The following is a 16124-nucleotide window of genomic DNA, read 5'->3' on the forward strand; positions in this document are numbered from 1 at the left end:
GGCCTCCGGTCTCACGATCCGCAACATGCGGCTACAAGACTCTACGCGTGACGACGCCACGCCCTCCGGGATTTCGCGGACAGCGTGGCGGCGTCGATCAGCGGCGTCAGCCCTTGGTCGGCGGCGTGTCCGTCCCGTCGTTCCCGGGCTCGTCGGCCGGCTCCGCCGCCGGCTCCGGCGTGCTCGGCACGTCCGCGTCGAGCGGCCGTGGCTGGGCGCCAGAGCCCGCGTTCTGCGCCGGACGTGCCGGACCGCCGGGGCGCTGGCCCGTCTCGACGCCGGGTTCGAACGGTCGTCCCGCGTAGGTGCCGGCGCTCGTGGCGTCGGCGGTCGCGGCCTGAGCCTGACGCCGGGCCTCGGCCAGCGCCTCGGCCGGGTCCGTGAGCGAGGAGCCGAACGTCAGCCGGTCGCGGTCCCGCCGCGCCGAGTCGCCCGTGGCGGCCGCGTCCTCGCCCGACGGGCCGGAGCCCGCGGACCCGGTGAGTCCTTGGGTGATCGAGTTGAGCGCCGCCGTGAACTCCGTCGGCATGAGCCAGAGCTTCGACGACGTGCCGTTCGCGATCTCGGGGAGCGTCTGCAGGTACTGGTATGCGAGCAGCTTCGGATCCGGGTCGCCCTCGTGGATCGCGTCGAAGACCTGCAGGATGGCGCGGGCCTCGCCCTCGGCCTCGAGGATCTTGGACTGGGCGGCACCCTCGGCACGGAGGATCTGGGACTGCTTCTCACCCTCGGCCGTGAGGATCTTCGACTGCTTGACGCCCTCGGCCGTGAGGATCGTGGCACGGCGGTCGCGCTCCGCGCGCATCTGCTGCTCCATCGCGCCCTGGACCGACTGCGGCGGGTCGATCGACTTGAGCTCGACGCGGTTGACGCGGATGCCCCACCGACCGGTCGCCTCGTCGAGCACCCCGCGCAGCTGGCCGTTGATCTGGTCGCGGCTCGTCAGTGTCTGCTCGAGGTCCATCGAACCGATGACGTTACGCAGCGTGGTGACCGTGAGCTGCTCGATCGCGGTGATGTAGTTCGCGATCTCGTAGACGGCCGACTTCGGGTCGGTGACCTGGAAGTAGATCACCGTGTCGATGCTGACGACGAGGTTGTCCGAGGTGATCACGGGCTGCGGCGGGAAGGAGACCACCTGCTCGCGGAGGTCCACCTGCGCGCGCAGCTTGTCGATGAACGGGACGAGCAGGTGCAGCCCGGCGTCCATCGTCCGCGAGTACCGGCCCAGGCGCTCGACGATGATCGACGTCGCCTGCGGGACGATCCGCACCGCCTTGAACAGGGCAACCACGACGAAGACGACGATGACTGCCAGCACGATGTACAAGATGAAGGTCCCGACACTCGGGTCGCTCATGAACTCTCCTCGTCGATCATTCACCGGCCGTCAGCGGCCGGACCCGCGAGACGCTCCCACGGAAGTTCGTGCGCTCGTGCTCCGCGGGTCACATTGCTGAGGGTGCCCGCCCGTGCGGCGCGGAGCTCGACGTCCCGACGACGGCGGTCGCGCCGTCGATGCGCAGCACGCGCACCTCCGTGCCCACGGGGAGCGACGGCGCCTCGTCCTCGGTGCGGGCGCTCCAGACCTCACCGGCCAGCTTGATGCGGCCGTGCAGCTCGGTGACGTCCTCCAGGACGACGGCCATGCGCCCGACCTGGGCGGCGGCGTTGGTCTCCGTGAGGGTCATGCGCGAGCGGAGGCTCCGCAAGAGCCAGGGCCTGAGTGCGAAGAGCAGCAGGCCGGAGGTCACGAGAAAGGCCAGGATCTGCACCCAGACGGGCGCGCCGAGAGCTGCCATCCCCGCGGCGGCGAGCGCCCCGCCGGCGAACATGATCAGGACGAGGTCGAGCGAGACGATCTCCAGGAGCGCGAGCACCGCTGCTCCGCCCAACCACCACAACCAGGCCATCGAACCCTCCCTCCCCGCCAGCACCCGTCGTCGGACACTGCATCTGCTCCAACCCTACTGCCTCGGCCGACGGGCAGGAGGGGTTTCCACAGGGTCAGCGCGCGGAACGCGCGCTCCACCGGTCACCGTCGTGCGAGACCTCGAGGGGCGTGCCGAACGTCGCCGTCAGGTTCTCGGCGGTCATGACCTCCTCCAGCGGGCCTGCCGCGTGGACGCCGCCCTCGCGCAGGAGCAGCGCGTGGGTGAACCCGGGAGGGATCTCCTCGGGGTGGTGCGTGACGAGGACGAGGACCGGGGACGCGTCGTCCTGCGCGAGCTCGGCCAGTGCACCGACGAGCTCCTCGCGGCCGCCGAGGTCGAGACCGGCAGCCGGCTCGTCGAGCAGAAGGAGCTCCGGGTCCGGCATCAGCGCGCGGGCGATCTGGACACGCTTGCGCTCGCCCTCGGACAGTGTGCCGTAGCGGCGGTCCGCCAGGCGTGCGACGTCGAAGGCGGCAAGCAGGGCGTCCGCCTGCTCGGTGTCCGTCCCCTCGTACTCCTCGCGCCAGCGTCCGGTCATGCCGTAGGCAGCGGTCAGCACCACGTCGCGGACGACCTCCCCCGGGGCGATCCGCTCGGCCAGCGACGCGCTCGCCAGACCGACACGCGGTCGCAGCTCGAAGACGTCGGTCCCACCAAGACGCTCACCGAGGATCTCCACCGTTCCAGCGGTCGGGTGCATCCGAGTGCTCGCGAGCTGCAGAGCCGTCGTCTTGCCGGCCCCGTTGGGCCCGAGGATCACCCAGCGGTCGCCGTCCTCCACCTCCCACGAGACGTCGTCGAGGATCGTTGAGGCACCGCGACGCACGCTGACACCCTGGAAGGAAAGGACCGAGCTCATAGCGACTGACCCTATAGGTTGGTCGGTGTGGAATCACAGTCCGTCATCCCGCCACGCAGTGTCGTCCTGGCGTTGTGGGCGCGCGACCTCGCGGACGGGGTCGCGCTGCTTCCCGACGCGATCCGCGCCGTGCGCGGCGACGACGAGCCGCACCGGCTCGGCAGCTCGTTCGACGGCGCCCCGCGCCGGGGCGAGGACGACGACGCCGAGCTCCGGACCCTTCTCACGATCGTGTCGTCCCCGGGGACGTCGACGGTCGCGGCACTGCCCGCACCGGGCGACCCCGCCGGGGTGCCGGCCGAGGCGAGCGCCGCCGCGACGGAGGCCGGCGAGTGCCTCCTCGTCGAGTCGACGGCCGGCGCGTTCGCGCTCGTGCCGTCGGTCGTGCGGTTCGGTTCGGCCTGGGAGCCCGGGCACCTCGTGACGTGGGACCGCGTGCCTGTCTCGAGCTGGGAGCGTCGCTTCTACGGCGTCGTCGGCGACGTCTCCGAGGCCGACCGCGCGCTACGGACGGCCCTGATCACCGCGACCCGCGCCCTGGCGGATCTCGACGTCGCACGCTGGCGGGAGGACGTCGGGGACGAGCTGGCGGCCCTGCGCGGCGAGAACCTGGGATGGCCGCTGCCACCGCGCGTCGAGGCGACGACGGCCCGGGTCACCTCGCTCGCCACGCGACTGCGTCGGATCGTCGAGCTCGCCACCGACGACGACGGCGGTGCCGCGTCGCTCTGGCAGGCGGACCAGCGCAGTGCGGCGCTGGGCGAGGTCGACCGCGCCGCTCGACGCGCCCTCGCGGCAGCGACCCTCACCGTGAGATAGCGGTCCCGAGCACCTGCGCGTAGACGTCGAGGGTCCGGCGCCCGACGGACTCCCACGAGAAGTGGTCCTCCACACGACGTCGCGCCGCACGTCCTTGATCGCGCGCGCGGGCAGGATCCGCGACCGCGTCCGACAGCGCGGCGGCGAGGTCCGAGACGAACCGCTCCGGGTCGATCGGTGTCCCCGTCCCGTCCTGCACCTGGTCGATCGGCACGAGCCTGCCGGTGACCCCGTCGTCCACCACCTCGGGGATGCCGCCCGTGGCGGTGCCGACCACCGGCAGACCGACCGCCATCGCCTCCAGGTTCACGATGCCCAGCGGCTCGTAGACCGACGGGCAGACGAAGACCGTGCACGCGGCGAGCACCGCCACGAGGTCGGGGCGCGGCAGCATCTCCTCGATCCACACCACACCGGTGCGCTCCTGAGCGAGCACCGCGACGGCGTCGGAGACCTCCGCGGCGATCTCCTGCGTGTCCGGAGCCCCGGCGCACAGGACCAGCTGGACCTCGGGCGGCAGTCGGCGAGCCGCCGCGAGGAGGTACGGCAGCCCCTTCTGGCGGGTGATCCGGCCGACGAAGACGACCGCAGGTCGGTCCGGGTCGATCCCGTGTGACCTCGCCACCGCGTCGGCCCGTTCCCGGTCGTCGCCCTCGACGGGACGCTGCCACCCGTCGAGGTCGATCCCGTTGTGCACGACGTGCACCCGGTCAGGGTCGATCGACGGGTACGCGCGCAGGATGTCGGCGCGCATGCCGCCCGAGACCGCGATGACGGCGTCCGCGGCCTCGTAGGCGGTACGCTCCACCCACGACGAGACGCGGTACCCGCCACCGAGCTGCTCGGCCTTCCAGGGACGCAACGGTTCGAGCGAGTGCGCCGAGATCACGTGCGGGACCCCGTGCAGCAGCGACGCCAGATGCCCGGCCATGTTGGCGTACCAGGTGTGCGAGTGGACGAGGTCGGCACCCGCCGTCGCCGACGCCATCTGCAGGTCGACCCCGAGCACGCCGAGCGTGGCGTCCGCGCCCTCGAGCTCGGAGGGGACGCGATAGCCGTCGACCCCGTCGGCGTCGCGCGGTCCGTCGAAGCAACGGACGCGGACGTCGACGTGCTCACGAAGGACGGCGGAGAGCTCGGCGACGTGGACGCCCGCACCCCCGTAGACGAAGGGCGGGTACTCACGCGTCAGCAGGTCGACTCTCACGTCCACACGGTATCCGGTCAGGCGTGCGGACGCGGGGTGGTCCGGCATAAGGTCGAGCCATGCCTACGCCACGAGTTCTCGCGATCGTCCTCGCCGGTGGCGAGGGCAAGCGGCTGATGCCGCTCACCCAGGCCCGCGCCAAGCCGGCCGTCCCGTTCGGCGGCCTGTACCGGCTCGTCGACTTCGCCCTGTCGAACCTGGTCAACTCGGGCTATCTGCACGTCGTCGTGCTGACCCAGTACAAGTCCCACAGCCTCGACCGGCACATCGCCCGGACGTGGCGCATGTCCCCGCTCCTGGGCAACTACGTCGCCCCCGTCCCCGCACAGCAGCGGGTGGGCAAGCACTGGTACCTCGGCAGCGCCGACGCGATCTACCAGTGCCTGAACATCATCGAGGACGAGAAGCCCGACATCGTGGTCGTGGTCGGGGCCGACCACGTGTACCGGATGGACTTCTCCCAGATGGTCGACGCCCACATCGAGTCGGGCGCGGAGATCACGGTGGCGGGAATCCGCCAGCCGATCGGGATGGCCGACCAGTTCGGCGTGATCGACACCGACCCCGAGGACCCCACCAAGATCCGGGCGTTCCTGGAGAAGCCGACCGACCCGGAGGGCCTGGCGGACTCACCCGGCGAGGTTCTCGCGTCGATGGGCAACTACGTGATGAACGCCGACGCCCTCGTCGAGGCCGTCACGCAGGACGCCGCGAGTCCCACGTCCCGTCACGACATGGGCGGTGACATCGTGCCCGCCTTCGTCGAGCGCGGAACCGCAGGTGTCTACGACTTCATCCGCAACGACGTGCCCGGCTCTACCGACCGGGACCGGGACTACTGGCGCGACGTCGGGAGCATCGACGCGTTCTACGACGCCCACAAGGACCTGATCTCGATCACGCCGGTCTTCAACCTGTACAACCAGCAGTGGCCGCTGTTCACGGGCAACACCGGCCTCCCGCCGGCGAAGTTCGTCCACGCCGCCGAGGGGCGGACGGGGCACGCCGCCGACTCCCTGGTCTCGCCGGGCGTGATCGTCTCCGGCGGGACGGTGTCGGGATCGGTGCTCTCCCCCGGGGTCTACGTCCACTCCTGGGCCACCGTCTCGGACAGCGTGCTGATGGACGGGGTCGAGATCCAGCGTCACGCCCAGGTCCACCGTGCGATCCTCGACAAGGGGGTCGTCGTCGCGGAGCGCGCCCGCGTCGGTCTCAACCCCGAGGAGGACCGCGCCCGCGGCTTCCACGTGACCGAGTCCGGCCTCACCGTCGTCCCGAAGGGAACCCTCGTTGACTGATCCCACCGCCCCCTACCTGCTCGTGATGGACGTCGACTCCACGCTCATCACCGAGGAGGTCATCGAGCTCCTCGCCGACCATGCGGGAACCCGTGCCGAGGTGGCGGAGGTCACCGAACGGGCGATGCGCGGCGAGCTCGACTTCGCCGCCTCGCTCCGCGAGCGGGTCGCGACCCTCCGCGGCGTACCGGCCGACGCGCTCGACGACGTCCGCCGACGCGCGACGTTCACGCCGGGGGCCCGAGAGCTCGTCGCCGAGGCGCACCGCCGAGGATGGGTCGTCGCTCTCGTCTCCGGAGGGTTCACCGCGATCGTCGAAGGGCTCGCGTCAGAGCTCGGCATCACCCGGTACCGGGCCAACGGGCTGGAGATCGACGAGGGTGTGCTGACGGGTCGCACGACCGGGCCGGTCGTCGACCGGGCGGCCAAGGCCACCGCACTCGCCGCCTACGCCGCACAGGAGGGAATCACGCCCGACCACACCATCGCGATCGGCGACGGCGCGAACGACCTCGACATGATCGCCGCGGCCGGTATCGGCATCGCGTTCGCGGCGAAGCCGGTCGTCCGCGAGCAGGCGCCGTACGCCGTCGACGGACCACGACTCGACGCCGTCCTGCCGCTGATCGACAGGGTCGTCGCCGAGCGGGACCGCGGCTTCGTCAGCGCGGAGGGCGCGTGACCTCGACGAGTCGCGCCGAGCGTGGTTCCCACGCGGCCCACGGCTCGGCGGACTCCAGCACGCTGTAGGTGGCGGTCGGGACCCCGACGCGCACCTGAGCGACCGCGCCGTCCAGGGAACCTGGACCCCCGAGCCGCTCTGCGGTCGCAGCCATCGTCGGCTCGTGCCCCACGACCAGCAGCGTCCGGACGCGGGCGTCGACCGTCTGCAGGACGTCGAGCAGGTCGTTGACGCTCGCCGCGTAGAGCGAGTCGTGCACGTCCACGGGGACGGTGGTGGGGAGGCGAGACGCTGCGAGCTCCCACGTCTGGCGCGTTCGCAGTGCGGACGAGCACAGGACCAGGTCGGGGACGAGCCCTGCCGCGGCCAGCGCCTCGCCGACCCGGCCCGCATGCTTGCGCCCGTTGAGGGCGAGCGGACGCAGGACGTCGTCGCCGTTGCCCGCGGGTTCCGCCTTGGCATGGCGCAGGAGCACCAGGCGGTGCAGAGGGCTCGTCCCAGATGCTGTCATGGCATCAGAGTCCCATAGCGTGCACACCGCCGTCGACGTGGACGATCTCGCCCGTCGTCGCGGGGAACCAGTCGGACAGCAGCGCGGCGACCGCTCGCGCCGTCGGCTCCGGGTCGGTCTGGTCCCAGCCGAGGGGCGCGCGCTCCGGCCAGCCGTCCTCCATGGACGCGAAACCCGGGATCGACTTCGCGGCCGTCGTCCGGATCGGGCCGGCGGAGACGAGGTTGCTGCGGATCCCGTCCGCACCCAGGTCACGTGCGAGGTAGCGGCTGGTCGACTCGAACGCGGCCTTCGCCACACCCATCCAGTCGTAGACGGGCCACGCGAAGCTCGCGTCGAACGTCAGTCCCACGATGGAGCCGCCCGAGCTGAGGAGCGGCTTCGCCGCCACCGCGAGCGACTTCAGCGAGAACGCCGATACCTCGAGGGCGGTGGAGACGTCGGCCCACTCGCCCGACAGGAAGTTGCCGCCCATCACGCTCTGGGGTGCGAACCCGATCGAGTGGACCACGCCGTCGAGGGAGTCGACGTGCTCCCGGACGCGGTCCGCGAGCGCCGCGAGGTCCTCGTCGTCGGTGACGTCGAGCTGGACGACGGGAGCCTCCTGCGGAAGCCGACGTGCGATCGCCTGGGTGAGGCGGAACTGGCGCCCGAAGGAGGTGAGCACGACCTGTGCTCCCTCCTCCTGGGCGAGCCGTGCGACGTGGAACGCGATCGAGGCGTCGGTCAGCACGCCGGTGACGAGGATCTTCTTGCCGTCGAGGAGGCCCATGGTGGGTCCTTTCCAAAGGTGTGGGGTGTGGGAACGGGACGATCGGGTCCCAGGAGTGGTGAGGGAGGGGTCAGTGCCCCATGCCGAGGCCGCCGTCGACGGGGATGACCGCGCCGCTGATGTAGGCCGCGTCGTCGGACGCGAGGAACTGCACGACACCCGCGACCTCGTCGGACTGGGCGAACCGGCCGGCGGGAATCGTGGCACGGTACTGCTTCTGTCGCTCCTCGGGCAGCTCCGCGGTCATCGCCGTCTCGATGAATCCCGGGGCGACGACGTTGGCCGTGATGCCGCGGGCACCGAGCTCGCGCGTGATCGACCGCGCCATCCCGACCAGTGCGGCCTTCGACGACGCGTAGTTGACCTGGCCAGGCCCGCCGTAGAGCCCGACGACCGAGGAGACGAGGACGATCCGCCCGCGTCGCTGCCGGATCATTCCCTTGGCCGCCCGGCGAACACAGCGGAACGTCCCGGTGAGGTTCACGTCGACGACGGACTCGAACTCCTCGTCCGTCATCCGCATCAGCAGCTGGTCCTTGGTGACACCCGCGTTGGCGACGAGCACCTCGACCGGCCCGAGCTCCGCCTCGATCTGCGAGAACGCCGCGTTCACGGCGTCGGTGTCCGTGACGTCCGCCACCGCCCCGAACACGCCGTCGGGCAGGTCTCCCCCGCGGTAGATCGTCGCGACCCGGTCGCCGGCGGCCACGAACCGTTCGGCGATCGCACGGCCGATCCCACGCGCGGCCCCCGTCACCACCACGGTGCGGGGCTCTTGTGCTGCCTGATCCACGGGACTCCTCATTCGTCGGGGCTTCGATGCGCTGCTCGGTCGACGCTACCGTCCGGACCCCGCTTCGGCGGCCGGACACAGCGCCCAAGCGCACCCTGGCTCTTTGTCGGGTTCCCACAACGGCCTACACTGACGTGGTGAAGAAACACCGCACGGGGGACGCCGTGCAAGGCGTCACCTCGGCGCTGGATCCGCTGTCCGACGACCAGGCTCGACGCTTCCGCGTCTACATGATCCAGATGACGATCCGCACGGCCTGCTTCTTCGGCGCCGTCTTCATCGACCACTGGGTCCGTTGGGTCCTCGCGGCCGGGGCCGTCGTCCTGCCGTACATCGCCGTGCTCTTCGTCAACGCCGGGCGTGACCACACAGAGCGGCGGATCGATCCCGTGCCCTACGGCCAGCTGGGCTCTGCACCGTCGCCCCTGCCGCCCACGCCCCCGGACCGGACCACCGACCCGGGTCAGACCACGCACCCCGCGCCACCCCCCGACGACACGGAGTTTTTCATGAGCACCCCCGCGGCCGACACCGTCTCCGGTGAGCTGATCTGCAGCGGCAAGGGCTGCCGCGACGAGGCGCGCTGGGGACTTCTCTGGAACAACCCGAAGCTTCACACCCCGGAACGCCGCAAGGTCTGGCTCGCGTGCGACGCGCACCGTGAGCACCTGGAGACGTTCCTGGGCGCGCGCGACTTCCTGCGTTCCACGGTTCCGGTCGCCGAGCTGGAGCACGAGGACGATCTGTGACGGACGCGCACCGGACGCCACGCGAGTGGGCCACCCTGGCCGTCGCCGTCGTCCTGCTGACCGTCGTGTGCCTGCTGGCCGCTCGGTGGCAGTGGCACCGGTACCACGTCCGTGAAGAGGCGATCGCCGTCGTCGAGTCGAACTACGAGTCGGAGCCTGTGCCGCTCGAGGAGGTCGTGACCGGCCCCGGTGACGAGCTGGACGAGGCCGACGTGTGGCGCCAGGTCACCATGACCGGGACTTACGACCCCGATCAGACGGTCCTCCTGCGGAACCGCCCGGTCGGCGGGACGCCCGGGTTCCACGTGCTCGTCCCGTTCGAGGTCACCGAGGGGTCGGCGAGCGGAACCGTCCTCGTGGTGGACCGGGGCTTCGTCACCTGGGGCGAGGACTCGATGTCCGCGGCCGCGATCCCGGACCCGCCCGAGGGAACGGTCGAGGTCACGGGTCACCTGCGCGAGGACGAGCCCGCCTCCGACCGGCAGGCGCCCGACCACCAGGTGCAGGCGATCTCGACGGACCAGGTCCTGTCCGAGGGCGCCGACGGTGGCGACTGGGCCGACGGACGGACGACGGGCGCCTACGTGGCGCTCGTGTCAGAGGACCCCGCGCCGCAGACGGCGCTCGTCCCGGTGCCCGAGCCGGACACGGACCCGGGTTCCCACCTCTCGTACACGGTCCAGTGGATCATCTTCGCCGTCGGCGCGGTGGGCGGTTTTATTGTCCTGGTCCGCCGCGAGCGCGGGCCGTCGATCGTCGCGGGCAACCTCACGACCGACGGCGAGTCGGTCACTGTCGCACCGCGCGAGCGTCGGCGCCGGGACGAGGACGACGAGGACGCCGAGATCGACTCCGCCGTCGGCGCCGGCAGCCCGCCTCAGGCCAGGGACACCAGCTCGGCGTAGGAGTCGTTCCACAGGTCCTCGTCCCCGTCCGGGAGCAGGAGCACACGTTCCGGCGCGAGCGCGGCCACAGCACCGTCGTCGTGCGTGACCATCACCACGGCTCCCTCGTACGTCGAGAGGGCACCGAGGATCTCGGCACGGGAGGCGGGGTCGAGGTTGTTGGTCGGCTCGTCCAGGAGCAGCACGTTCGCCGAGGACACGACGAGGGTCGCGAGCGCGAGCCGTGTCTTCTCGCCCCCGGAGAGCACCCGGGTCGGCTTCTCCGCGTCGTCGCCGGAGAAGAGGAACGACCCCAGCACCTTGCGCACCTCGGTCTCGCCGAGCTCCGGTGCCGAGTGCTTCATGTTCTCGAGCACCGTCAGGTTCATGTCGAGCGTCTCGTGCTCCTGGGCGTAGTAGCCGATCTTGAGCCCGTGACCCGGGTGCACCTGCCCCGTGTCCGGCTGGTCGACCCCGCCGAGGATGCGCAGGAGCGTGGTCTTCCCGGCACCGTTGAAACCGAGGATGACGACACGGCTGCCGCGGTCGATCGCGAGGTCCACACCGGTGAACACCTCCTGCGAGCCGTACGCCTTCGACAACCCGGTCGCCGTCAGGGGCGTCTTTCCGCACGGTGACGGCTTCGGGAAGCGCAGGTGCGCGACCTTGTCGCTCACGCGCTCGCCCTCGAGGCCGGACATCATGCGCTCGGCGCGCTTGATCATGTTCTGCGCGGCGACGGCCTTGGTCGCCTTCGCCCGCATCTTCTCGGCCTGCGCGAGCAGGGTGCTCGCCTTCTTCTCCGCGTTCTGACGCTCGCGTCGACGACGACGCTCGTCGGTCTCGCGCTGCTCGAGGTACTTGTCCCAGCCCATGTTGTACTGGTCGAGCTCGCCCCGGTTGGCGTCCAGGTGAAAGACCTTGTTCACGACGGCGCGCAGCAGGTCGTTGTCGTGGCTGATGATGATGAGCCCGCCCGAGTAGTTGCGCAGGTACTCCCGCAGCCACACGATCGAGTCGGCGTCGAGGTGGTTCGTCGGCTCGTCCAGCAGGAGCGTGTCGACGCCCGAGAAGAGGATGCGCGCCAGCTCGATCCGACGACGCTGACCTCCGGAGAGCGTGCCGAGCGTCTGGGCGAGGATCCGGTCGTCGAGGCCGAGGTTCGACGTGATCGTCTCCGCCTCGCTCTCCGCCGAGTACCCTCCGGCGGCGACGAACCGCGCCTCCAGCTTGGGGTACCGCTCCATCGCCGCCTCGTGGGTCGCGACGTCGGCGCTCGCCATCGCGCCCTCGGTCTCACGCATGTTGCGCACGATCTCGTCGAGCCCGCGCGCAGACAGGACGCGGTCCATCGCGACGACCTCGAGGTCGCCGGTCCGCGGGTCCTGGGGAAGATAGCCGATCTCGTTGCCACGGACGATCTTCCCGGCGCTGGGCAGGGTCTCCCCCGCGAGCGTCTTGGTCAGCGTCGTCTTGCCGGCACCGTTGCGCCCCACGAGTCCGATCCGGTCTCCCGGGGCGATGCGAAAGGTCGCGCTCTCGAGCAGCACGCGTGCACCGATGCGCAGCTCGACACCCTGGGCATTAATCACGAAGCGGGTCCTCCTGAAGTGGTGGTGGCCTCGGAACAGGTCAAGGGACGAACGAGGCACAAACGAAAGCAGTCTAGTCTCTGCCGGCTCGGCCCGGGCCCGTCGTGACCGATCACACGCTGCAGCGGGTCCGGCCGGAGCCCGTTGATAGTCTCGTGCCGTGAGAGACGGCGAGATGGCGGTCCGGCGCGCGCTCGCCTCCGAGCGCCGCGTCGCCCTGCTCGACCTTCTCGACGGCCGGGACGGCACCACGGTCGACGACCTCGCGGCGGCGACGGACCAGCACCCGAACACGGTCCGGGAACACCTGTCCGTCCTCGCACGCGCCGGACTCGTCACGAGCGAGCCCGAGCCGCGTGCCGTTCGAGGCCGTCCCCGGAGGCTTTACCGTTCCCGCCCCCGGCCCGACCAGGACCAGACGGCCGAGGCGCGTGGGCACGCCGACCAGGCCGTTCGCACGGCGCTGACGCGGGTCCTCCTCGACGGGTTCGGCACGGACGAGCCCGACCCCGCGGACGCCGCCCGGCGGGCCGGTCTGGCGGTAGCCGAGACTCTCGACCCGACCCCGGTACAGCCAGGCACGTCAGCGGTCCGACACCTGCTGGGACACCTCGAGGACCTTGGCTTCGCACCCGAGACGACCGACGACGAGCCCCGTCGGATCTCACTGCGCCGCTGCCCGTTCCTCGATCTAGCACAGCAGCGCCCGGACGTGGTCTGCGCGTTCCATCTGGGCCTGGCCCAGGGACTCCTCGACCATGCACCGGGGCATGTCGCCGCGACGCGGCTGGAGCCCTTCGTGGCACCGGACCTCTGCCTTCTCGACGTCGAGACGCGCGCGACGGCCGCCGACGACGCTCAGTCCCCCCGCTGACGTCGGTCCCACGACCACGAGCCGGACCGTCTCCCGACCAGACGGTCGCGAGCCCACCGATGCACAGAGCCCCATCCCGTCGATCGCGACGGGGTGGGGCTCTGTGCACCGGAGCGGCGGTCAGACGTTGAACCCGAGGGCTCGCAGCTGCTCCTTGCCGTCGTCCGTGATCTTCTCCGGGCCCCACGGCGGCATCCAGACCCAGTTGACGCGGAACCCGTCGACGATTCCTTCGAGGGCCTGGGCGGACTGGTCCTCGATCACGTCGGTCAACGGGCATGCCGCCGACGTGAGTGTCATGTCGACCACGGCGTGGTTGTTCTGGTCGACCTGGACGCCGTAGATCAGGCCCAGGTCGACGACGTTGATGCCGAGCTCGGGGTCGATGACGTCGCGCAGCGCCTCCTCGACGTCAGCCGCCGTGGTCGGCGTTGGTGTCGTGCTCATGCTTGCTCCTTGTTCGTCAGGACTCCTGAGGTGACCAGAGAGTCACGCAACGCCGCCCAGCCGAGCAGCGCGCACTTGATACGAGCGGGGTACAGCGACACGCCGGTGAAGGCCGTCGCGTCACCAAGAAGGTCCTCCGAGTCGTCGTCGAGACCCTTGCCGCGCGAGGACATCAGCTCGCGGAACACCTCACCGGCACGTTCACCGGCGTCGACGGACTCCCCCGCCACCAGGTCGTGCAGCACCGAGATCGAGGCCTGCGAGATGCTGCACCCCTGTCCTTCCCAGCTCAGCCGGGCGACGACCGGGTTCTCCGGGTCCGACTCGTCGATCTCGACGCGCAACGTGACGTCGTCTCCACACGTGGTGTTGACCTGGTGCGACTCTCCGACGACGTGACCGTCGGCGGGCTCCACGAGCCCCTTGCCGTGCAGCACCTTGGCATGGTCGAGAATGACCTGCTGGTACATCTGCTCGAGCGAACTCATCCGTGCAGCGCTCCTGTCGGTCGTGGTCGTCGTGCGTGGGCGGCGGACGACATCAGTCGTTCACACCGAAGAACGTGCGGACCCCGGCAAGAGATTCCCGGAACGCCGCGACGTCCTGCGCCGAGGTGTAGACCGCGGCGGACGCCCGAGCGGTCGAGACGATGCCGAACCGCCGGTGCAGGGGCTGCGCGCAGTGATGCCCCACGCGGACGGCGATCCCTGCGTCGTCGAGGATCTGGCCGACGTCGTGCGCGTGCACGCCCTCGACCACGAAGGAGACCACCGCGAGACGGTTCTCCGGGTCGGTCGGGCCGACGACCCTGATGCCCGGAAGGTCGGCGATCTTCAGCAGCTCGGCCGCCATCTCGCGCTCGTGCGCGGCGATCGCGTCCATCCCCAGCTCGCCGAGGTACTGCGCCGCGGCACCGAGCGCGACGGCCTGCGCGACCATCTGCGTGCCGGCCTCGAAGCGCTGCGGCGGTGCCATGTAGGTCGACTCCGTCATCGTGACGACCTCGATCATCGACCCACCGGTGGTCACCGGGGGCAGCGCCTCCAACAGCTCACGGCGACCGTAGAGCACGCCGACTCCGGTCGGGCCCATCATCTTGTGGCCCGAGAAGGCCGCGAAGTCGACCCCGAGCTCGTGGAGGTCGACCGGCAGGTGCGGCACGCTCTGGCACGCGTCGAGAACCGTGAGGGCCCCGACCTCGCGAGCACGTCGGACGATCGGCGCCACGTCGGTGATCGCACCGGTCACGTTCGACGCGTGGGTGAACGCGACGACCCGGGCGCGCTCGGTGATCACCCGGTCGACGACGCTCGTGTCGATCCGACCCTCGTCGTCGACCGGGAGGTAGGTCACCGTCGCGCCGGTCCGGGCCGCCAGCTCCTGCCACGGGACGATGTTGGCGTGATGCTCCGCCTCGGTGATGACGATCTCGTCCCCGGGTGCCAGGGCGAACCGCTGCGCGGCCGCCCCACCCCGCCCGAGCGTCGCGTTCGACAGCGCATAGGCCACGAGGTTGATGGCGGCCGTCGCCCCGGAGGTCCAGACGATCTCACCCACGTCGGCACCGACGAAGCGGGCGACCTCCGCCCGAGCGCCCTCGAACGCCTCCGTCGCCTCCTCCGCGAGCTGGTGGGCCCCGCGATGCACCGCGGCGTTCCGACGCTCGTAGAAGTCCTGCTCGGCGTCGAGGACGGCCGTCGGCTTCTGCGACGTCGCCGCGGAGTCGAGGTAGACGAGCGGACGACCCTGCCGCACCGTCCGCTCCAGGAGCGGGAAGTCCGCCCGGACGGCGGCCAGCTCACGCGCCGAGAGCGCACCGTACGTCGGGCAGTGGTCGAGATGCGATGTTCCGACGGTCGTCGTCATCGTGGTCCTCCTCGGTCGATCCGGGAGGTGCCGGCCCGGGCGGCGGCCCGGGCCGGCACCCGCGAGCTACGCGGAAGCCGCACCCGTGAGGTAGCGGTCGTAGCCCTCGGCCTCGAGGCGGTCGGCCAGCTCCGGGCCGCCCTCCTCGGCGATACGTCCGTCGACGAACACGTGCACGAAGTCGGGCGTGATGTAGCGCAGGATGCGCGTGTAGTGCGTGATGAGCAGGAACCCGGCGTCGGTGTTCTCCTTGACGCGGTTGACGCCCTCGGAGACGACGCGCAGCGCGTCGACGTCAAGGCCGGAGTCGGTCTCGTCCAGGACGGCGAACTTCGGCTTGAGGAGCTCCATCTGCAGGATCTCGTGGCGCTTCTTCTCGCCGCCGGAGAAGCCCTCGTTCACGGAACGCTCGGCGAAGGCCTTGTCCATGCGCAGGTTCTCCATGGCGACCTTGACGTCCTTGACCCAGTGACGCAGGGCCGGGGCGTCGCCGTCGATCGCGGTCTTCGCGGTGCGGAGGAAGTTCGAGACGCTGACGCCCGGAACCTCGACGGGGTACTGCATCGCGAGGAACAGGCCCGCGCGGGCGCGCTCGTCGACGCTCATCTCGAGCAGGTCCTCGCCGTCGAGCGTGACGGTTCCCTGCGTGATCTGGTACTTCGGGTGGCCCGCGAGCGAGTAGGCGAGCGTGGACTTGCCCGAGCCGTTCGGCCCCATGATGGCGTGGGTCTTGCCGGACTCCAGGGTCAGGTCGACCCCGCGCAGGATGGGCTTCGGGCCCTCCTTGGTCTCGACGCTGACGTGCAGGTCGCGGATCTCTAGCGTGGACATACGTTT

The 16124-nt window shown here is 70.7% G+C and carries 18 protein-coding genes and 1 pseudogene; 7 read left to right on the forward strand and 12 right to left on the reverse strand.

Annotated features, from left to right (window positions below):
- Positions 1 to 106: 106 nt before the first annotated feature.
- The 3 genes from BLU20_RS09235 to BLU20_RS09245 form a co-directional block, all read right to left on the reverse strand.
- Positions 107 to 1360, reverse strand: coding sequence for an SPFH domain-containing protein (locus BLU20_RS09235; RefSeq protein ID WP_083372344.1), 1254 nt, complete (start codon positions 1358 to 1360; stop codon positions 107 to 109).
- Between the two features lie 88 nt (positions 1361 to 1448).
- Positions 1449 to 1913: an NfeD family protein gene (locus BLU20_RS09240; RefSeq protein ID WP_083372345.1), complete on the reverse strand. Its 465-nt coding sequence runs from the start codon at positions 1911 to 1913 to the stop codon at positions 1449 to 1451.
- A gap of 94 nt (positions 1914 to 2007) precedes the next feature.
- Complete coding sequence (locus BLU20_RS09245; RefSeq protein WP_083372346.1) at positions 2008 to 2793, reverse strand: ABC transporter ATP-binding protein; 786 nt, start codon at positions 2791 to 2793, stop codon at positions 2008 to 2010.
- Between the two features lie 27 nt (positions 2794 to 2820).
- Here BLU20_RS09245 and BLU20_RS09250 point away from each other — a divergent pair, with 27 nt between their 5' ends.
- On the forward strand, positions 2821 to 3612 hold the full coding sequence (locus BLU20_RS09250; RefSeq protein ID WP_083373003.1) for a hypothetical protein: 792 nt from the start codon (positions 2821 to 2823) through the stop codon (positions 3610 to 3612).
- Here BLU20_RS09250 and glgA read toward each other — a convergent pair.
- Complete coding sequence (glgA, locus tag BLU20_RS09255; protein WP_083373004.1) at positions 3599 to 4819, reverse strand: glycogen synthase; 1221 nt, start codon at positions 4817 to 4819, stop codon at positions 3599 to 3601. The genes BLU20_RS09250 and glgA overlap by 14 nt on opposite strands.
- Positions 4820 to 4878: 59 nt before the next feature.
- Here glgA and glgC point away from each other — a divergent pair, with 59 nt between their 5' ends.
- Both glgC and serB read left to right on the forward strand, forming a co-directional pair.
- Positions 4879 to 6117 (forward strand): glucose-1-phosphate adenylyltransferase, encoded by a 1239-nt coding sequence (gene glgC / locus BLU20_RS09260; RefSeq protein WP_083372347.1) that lies wholly within the window; start codon positions 4879 to 4881, stop codon positions 6115 to 6117.
- Between the two features lie 25 nt (positions 6118 to 6142).
- Positions 6143 to 6799 carry a phosphoserine phosphatase SerB gene (serB, locus tag BLU20_RS09265; RefSeq protein WP_083372348.1) on the forward strand — a complete coding sequence of 219 codons (657 nt, stop codon included), beginning with the start codon at positions 6143 to 6145 and terminating at the stop codon, positions 6797 to 6799.
- Here serB and BLU20_RS09270 read toward each other — a convergent pair.
- From BLU20_RS09270 to fabG, 3 genes are all read right to left on the reverse strand, one after another.
- Positions 6780 to 7310 carry a SixA phosphatase family protein gene (locus tag BLU20_RS09270; protein ID WP_029253277.1) on the reverse strand — a complete coding sequence of 177 codons (531 nt, stop codon included), beginning with the start codon at positions 7308 to 7310 and terminating at the stop codon, positions 6780 to 6782. The genes serB and BLU20_RS09270 overlap by 20 nt on opposite strands.
- Before the next feature lie 4 nt (positions 7311 to 7314).
- Positions 7315 to 8082 carry an enoyl-ACP reductase FabI gene (fabI, locus tag BLU20_RS09275; RefSeq protein WP_029253276.1) on the reverse strand — a complete coding sequence of 256 codons (768 nt, stop codon included), beginning with the start codon at positions 8080 to 8082 and terminating at the stop codon, positions 7315 to 7317.
- A 70-nt stretch (positions 8083 to 8152) separates the two neighbouring features.
- Positions 8153 to 8875, reverse strand: coding sequence for a 3-oxoacyl-ACP reductase FabG (gene fabG, locus BLU20_RS09280; RefSeq protein WP_269457188.1), 723 nt, complete (start codon positions 8873 to 8875; stop codon positions 8153 to 8155).
- Between the two features lie 26 nt (positions 8876 to 8901).
- Here fabG and BLU20_RS14300 point away from each other — a divergent pair.
- The 3 genes and pseudogenes from BLU20_RS14300 to BLU20_RS09295 all read left to right on the forward strand — a co-directional run.
- Positions 8902 to 9231: pseudogene (locus BLU20_RS14300) on the forward strand (DUF3099 domain-containing protein); the annotation flags it as partial.
- Between the two features lie 153 nt (positions 9232 to 9384).
- On the forward strand, positions 9385 to 9624 hold the full coding sequence (locus BLU20_RS09290) for a hypothetical protein (protein ID WP_029253510.1): 240 nt from the start codon (positions 9385 to 9387) through the stop codon (positions 9622 to 9624).
- Positions 9621 to 10529, forward strand: a complete 909-nt coding sequence (locus BLU20_RS09295; RefSeq protein WP_083372350.1) for an SURF1 family cytochrome oxidase biogenesis protein — start codon at positions 9621 to 9623, stop codon at positions 10527 to 10529. The genes BLU20_RS09290 and BLU20_RS09295 overlap by 4 nt, the downstream gene beginning before the upstream one ends.
- Here BLU20_RS09295 and abc-f read toward each other — a convergent pair.
- Positions 10502 to 12100: a ribosomal protection-like ABC-F family protein gene (abc-f, locus tag BLU20_RS09300; protein ID WP_029253273.1), complete on the reverse strand. Its 1599-nt coding sequence runs from the start codon at positions 12098 to 12100 to the stop codon at positions 10502 to 10504. The genes BLU20_RS09295 and abc-f overlap by 28 nt on opposite strands.
- Positions 12101 to 12260: 160 nt before the next feature.
- Here abc-f and BLU20_RS09305 point away from each other — a divergent pair, with 160 nt between their 5' ends.
- Positions 12261 to 12974 (forward strand): helix-turn-helix transcriptional regulator, encoded by a 714-nt coding sequence (locus tag BLU20_RS09305; RefSeq protein WP_155990701.1) that lies wholly within the window; start codon positions 12261 to 12263, stop codon positions 12972 to 12974.
- Positions 12975 to 13094: 120 nt separating this feature from the next.
- Here BLU20_RS09305 and BLU20_RS09310 read toward each other — a convergent pair whose 3' ends face one another.
- The 4 genes from BLU20_RS09310 to sufC form a co-directional block, all read right to left on the reverse strand.
- Positions 13095 to 13421: a metal-sulfur cluster assembly factor gene (locus tag BLU20_RS09310; protein WP_029253271.1), complete on the reverse strand. Its 327-nt coding sequence runs from the start codon at positions 13419 to 13421 to the stop codon at positions 13095 to 13097.
- The gene (gene sufU, locus BLU20_RS09315; protein ID WP_029253270.1) at positions 13418 to 13909 is read right to left on the reverse strand and encodes a Fe-S cluster assembly sulfur transfer protein SufU; all 492 of its coding nucleotides are present in this window, start codon (positions 13907 to 13909) and stop codon (positions 13418 to 13420) included. The genes BLU20_RS09310 and sufU overlap by 4 nt, the downstream gene beginning before the upstream one ends.
- 52 nt (positions 13910 to 13961) lie before the next feature.
- Complete coding sequence (locus BLU20_RS09320) at positions 13962 to 15287, reverse strand: SufS family cysteine desulfurase (protein ID WP_083372351.1); 1326 nt, start codon at positions 15285 to 15287, stop codon at positions 13962 to 13964.
- 66 nt (positions 15288 to 15353) lie between these two features.
- Positions 15354 to 16118 (reverse strand): Fe-S cluster assembly ATPase SufC, encoded by a 765-nt coding sequence (sufC, locus tag BLU20_RS09325; protein WP_029253268.1) that lies wholly within the window; start codon positions 16116 to 16118, stop codon positions 15354 to 15356.
- Positions 16119 to 16124 lie beyond the last annotated feature (6 nt).

The organism is Paraoerskovia marina, from assembly GCF_900105445.1.
Lineage (GTDB): Bacteria > Actinomycetota > Actinomycetes > Actinomycetales > Cellulomonadaceae > Paraoerskovia > Paraoerskovia marina.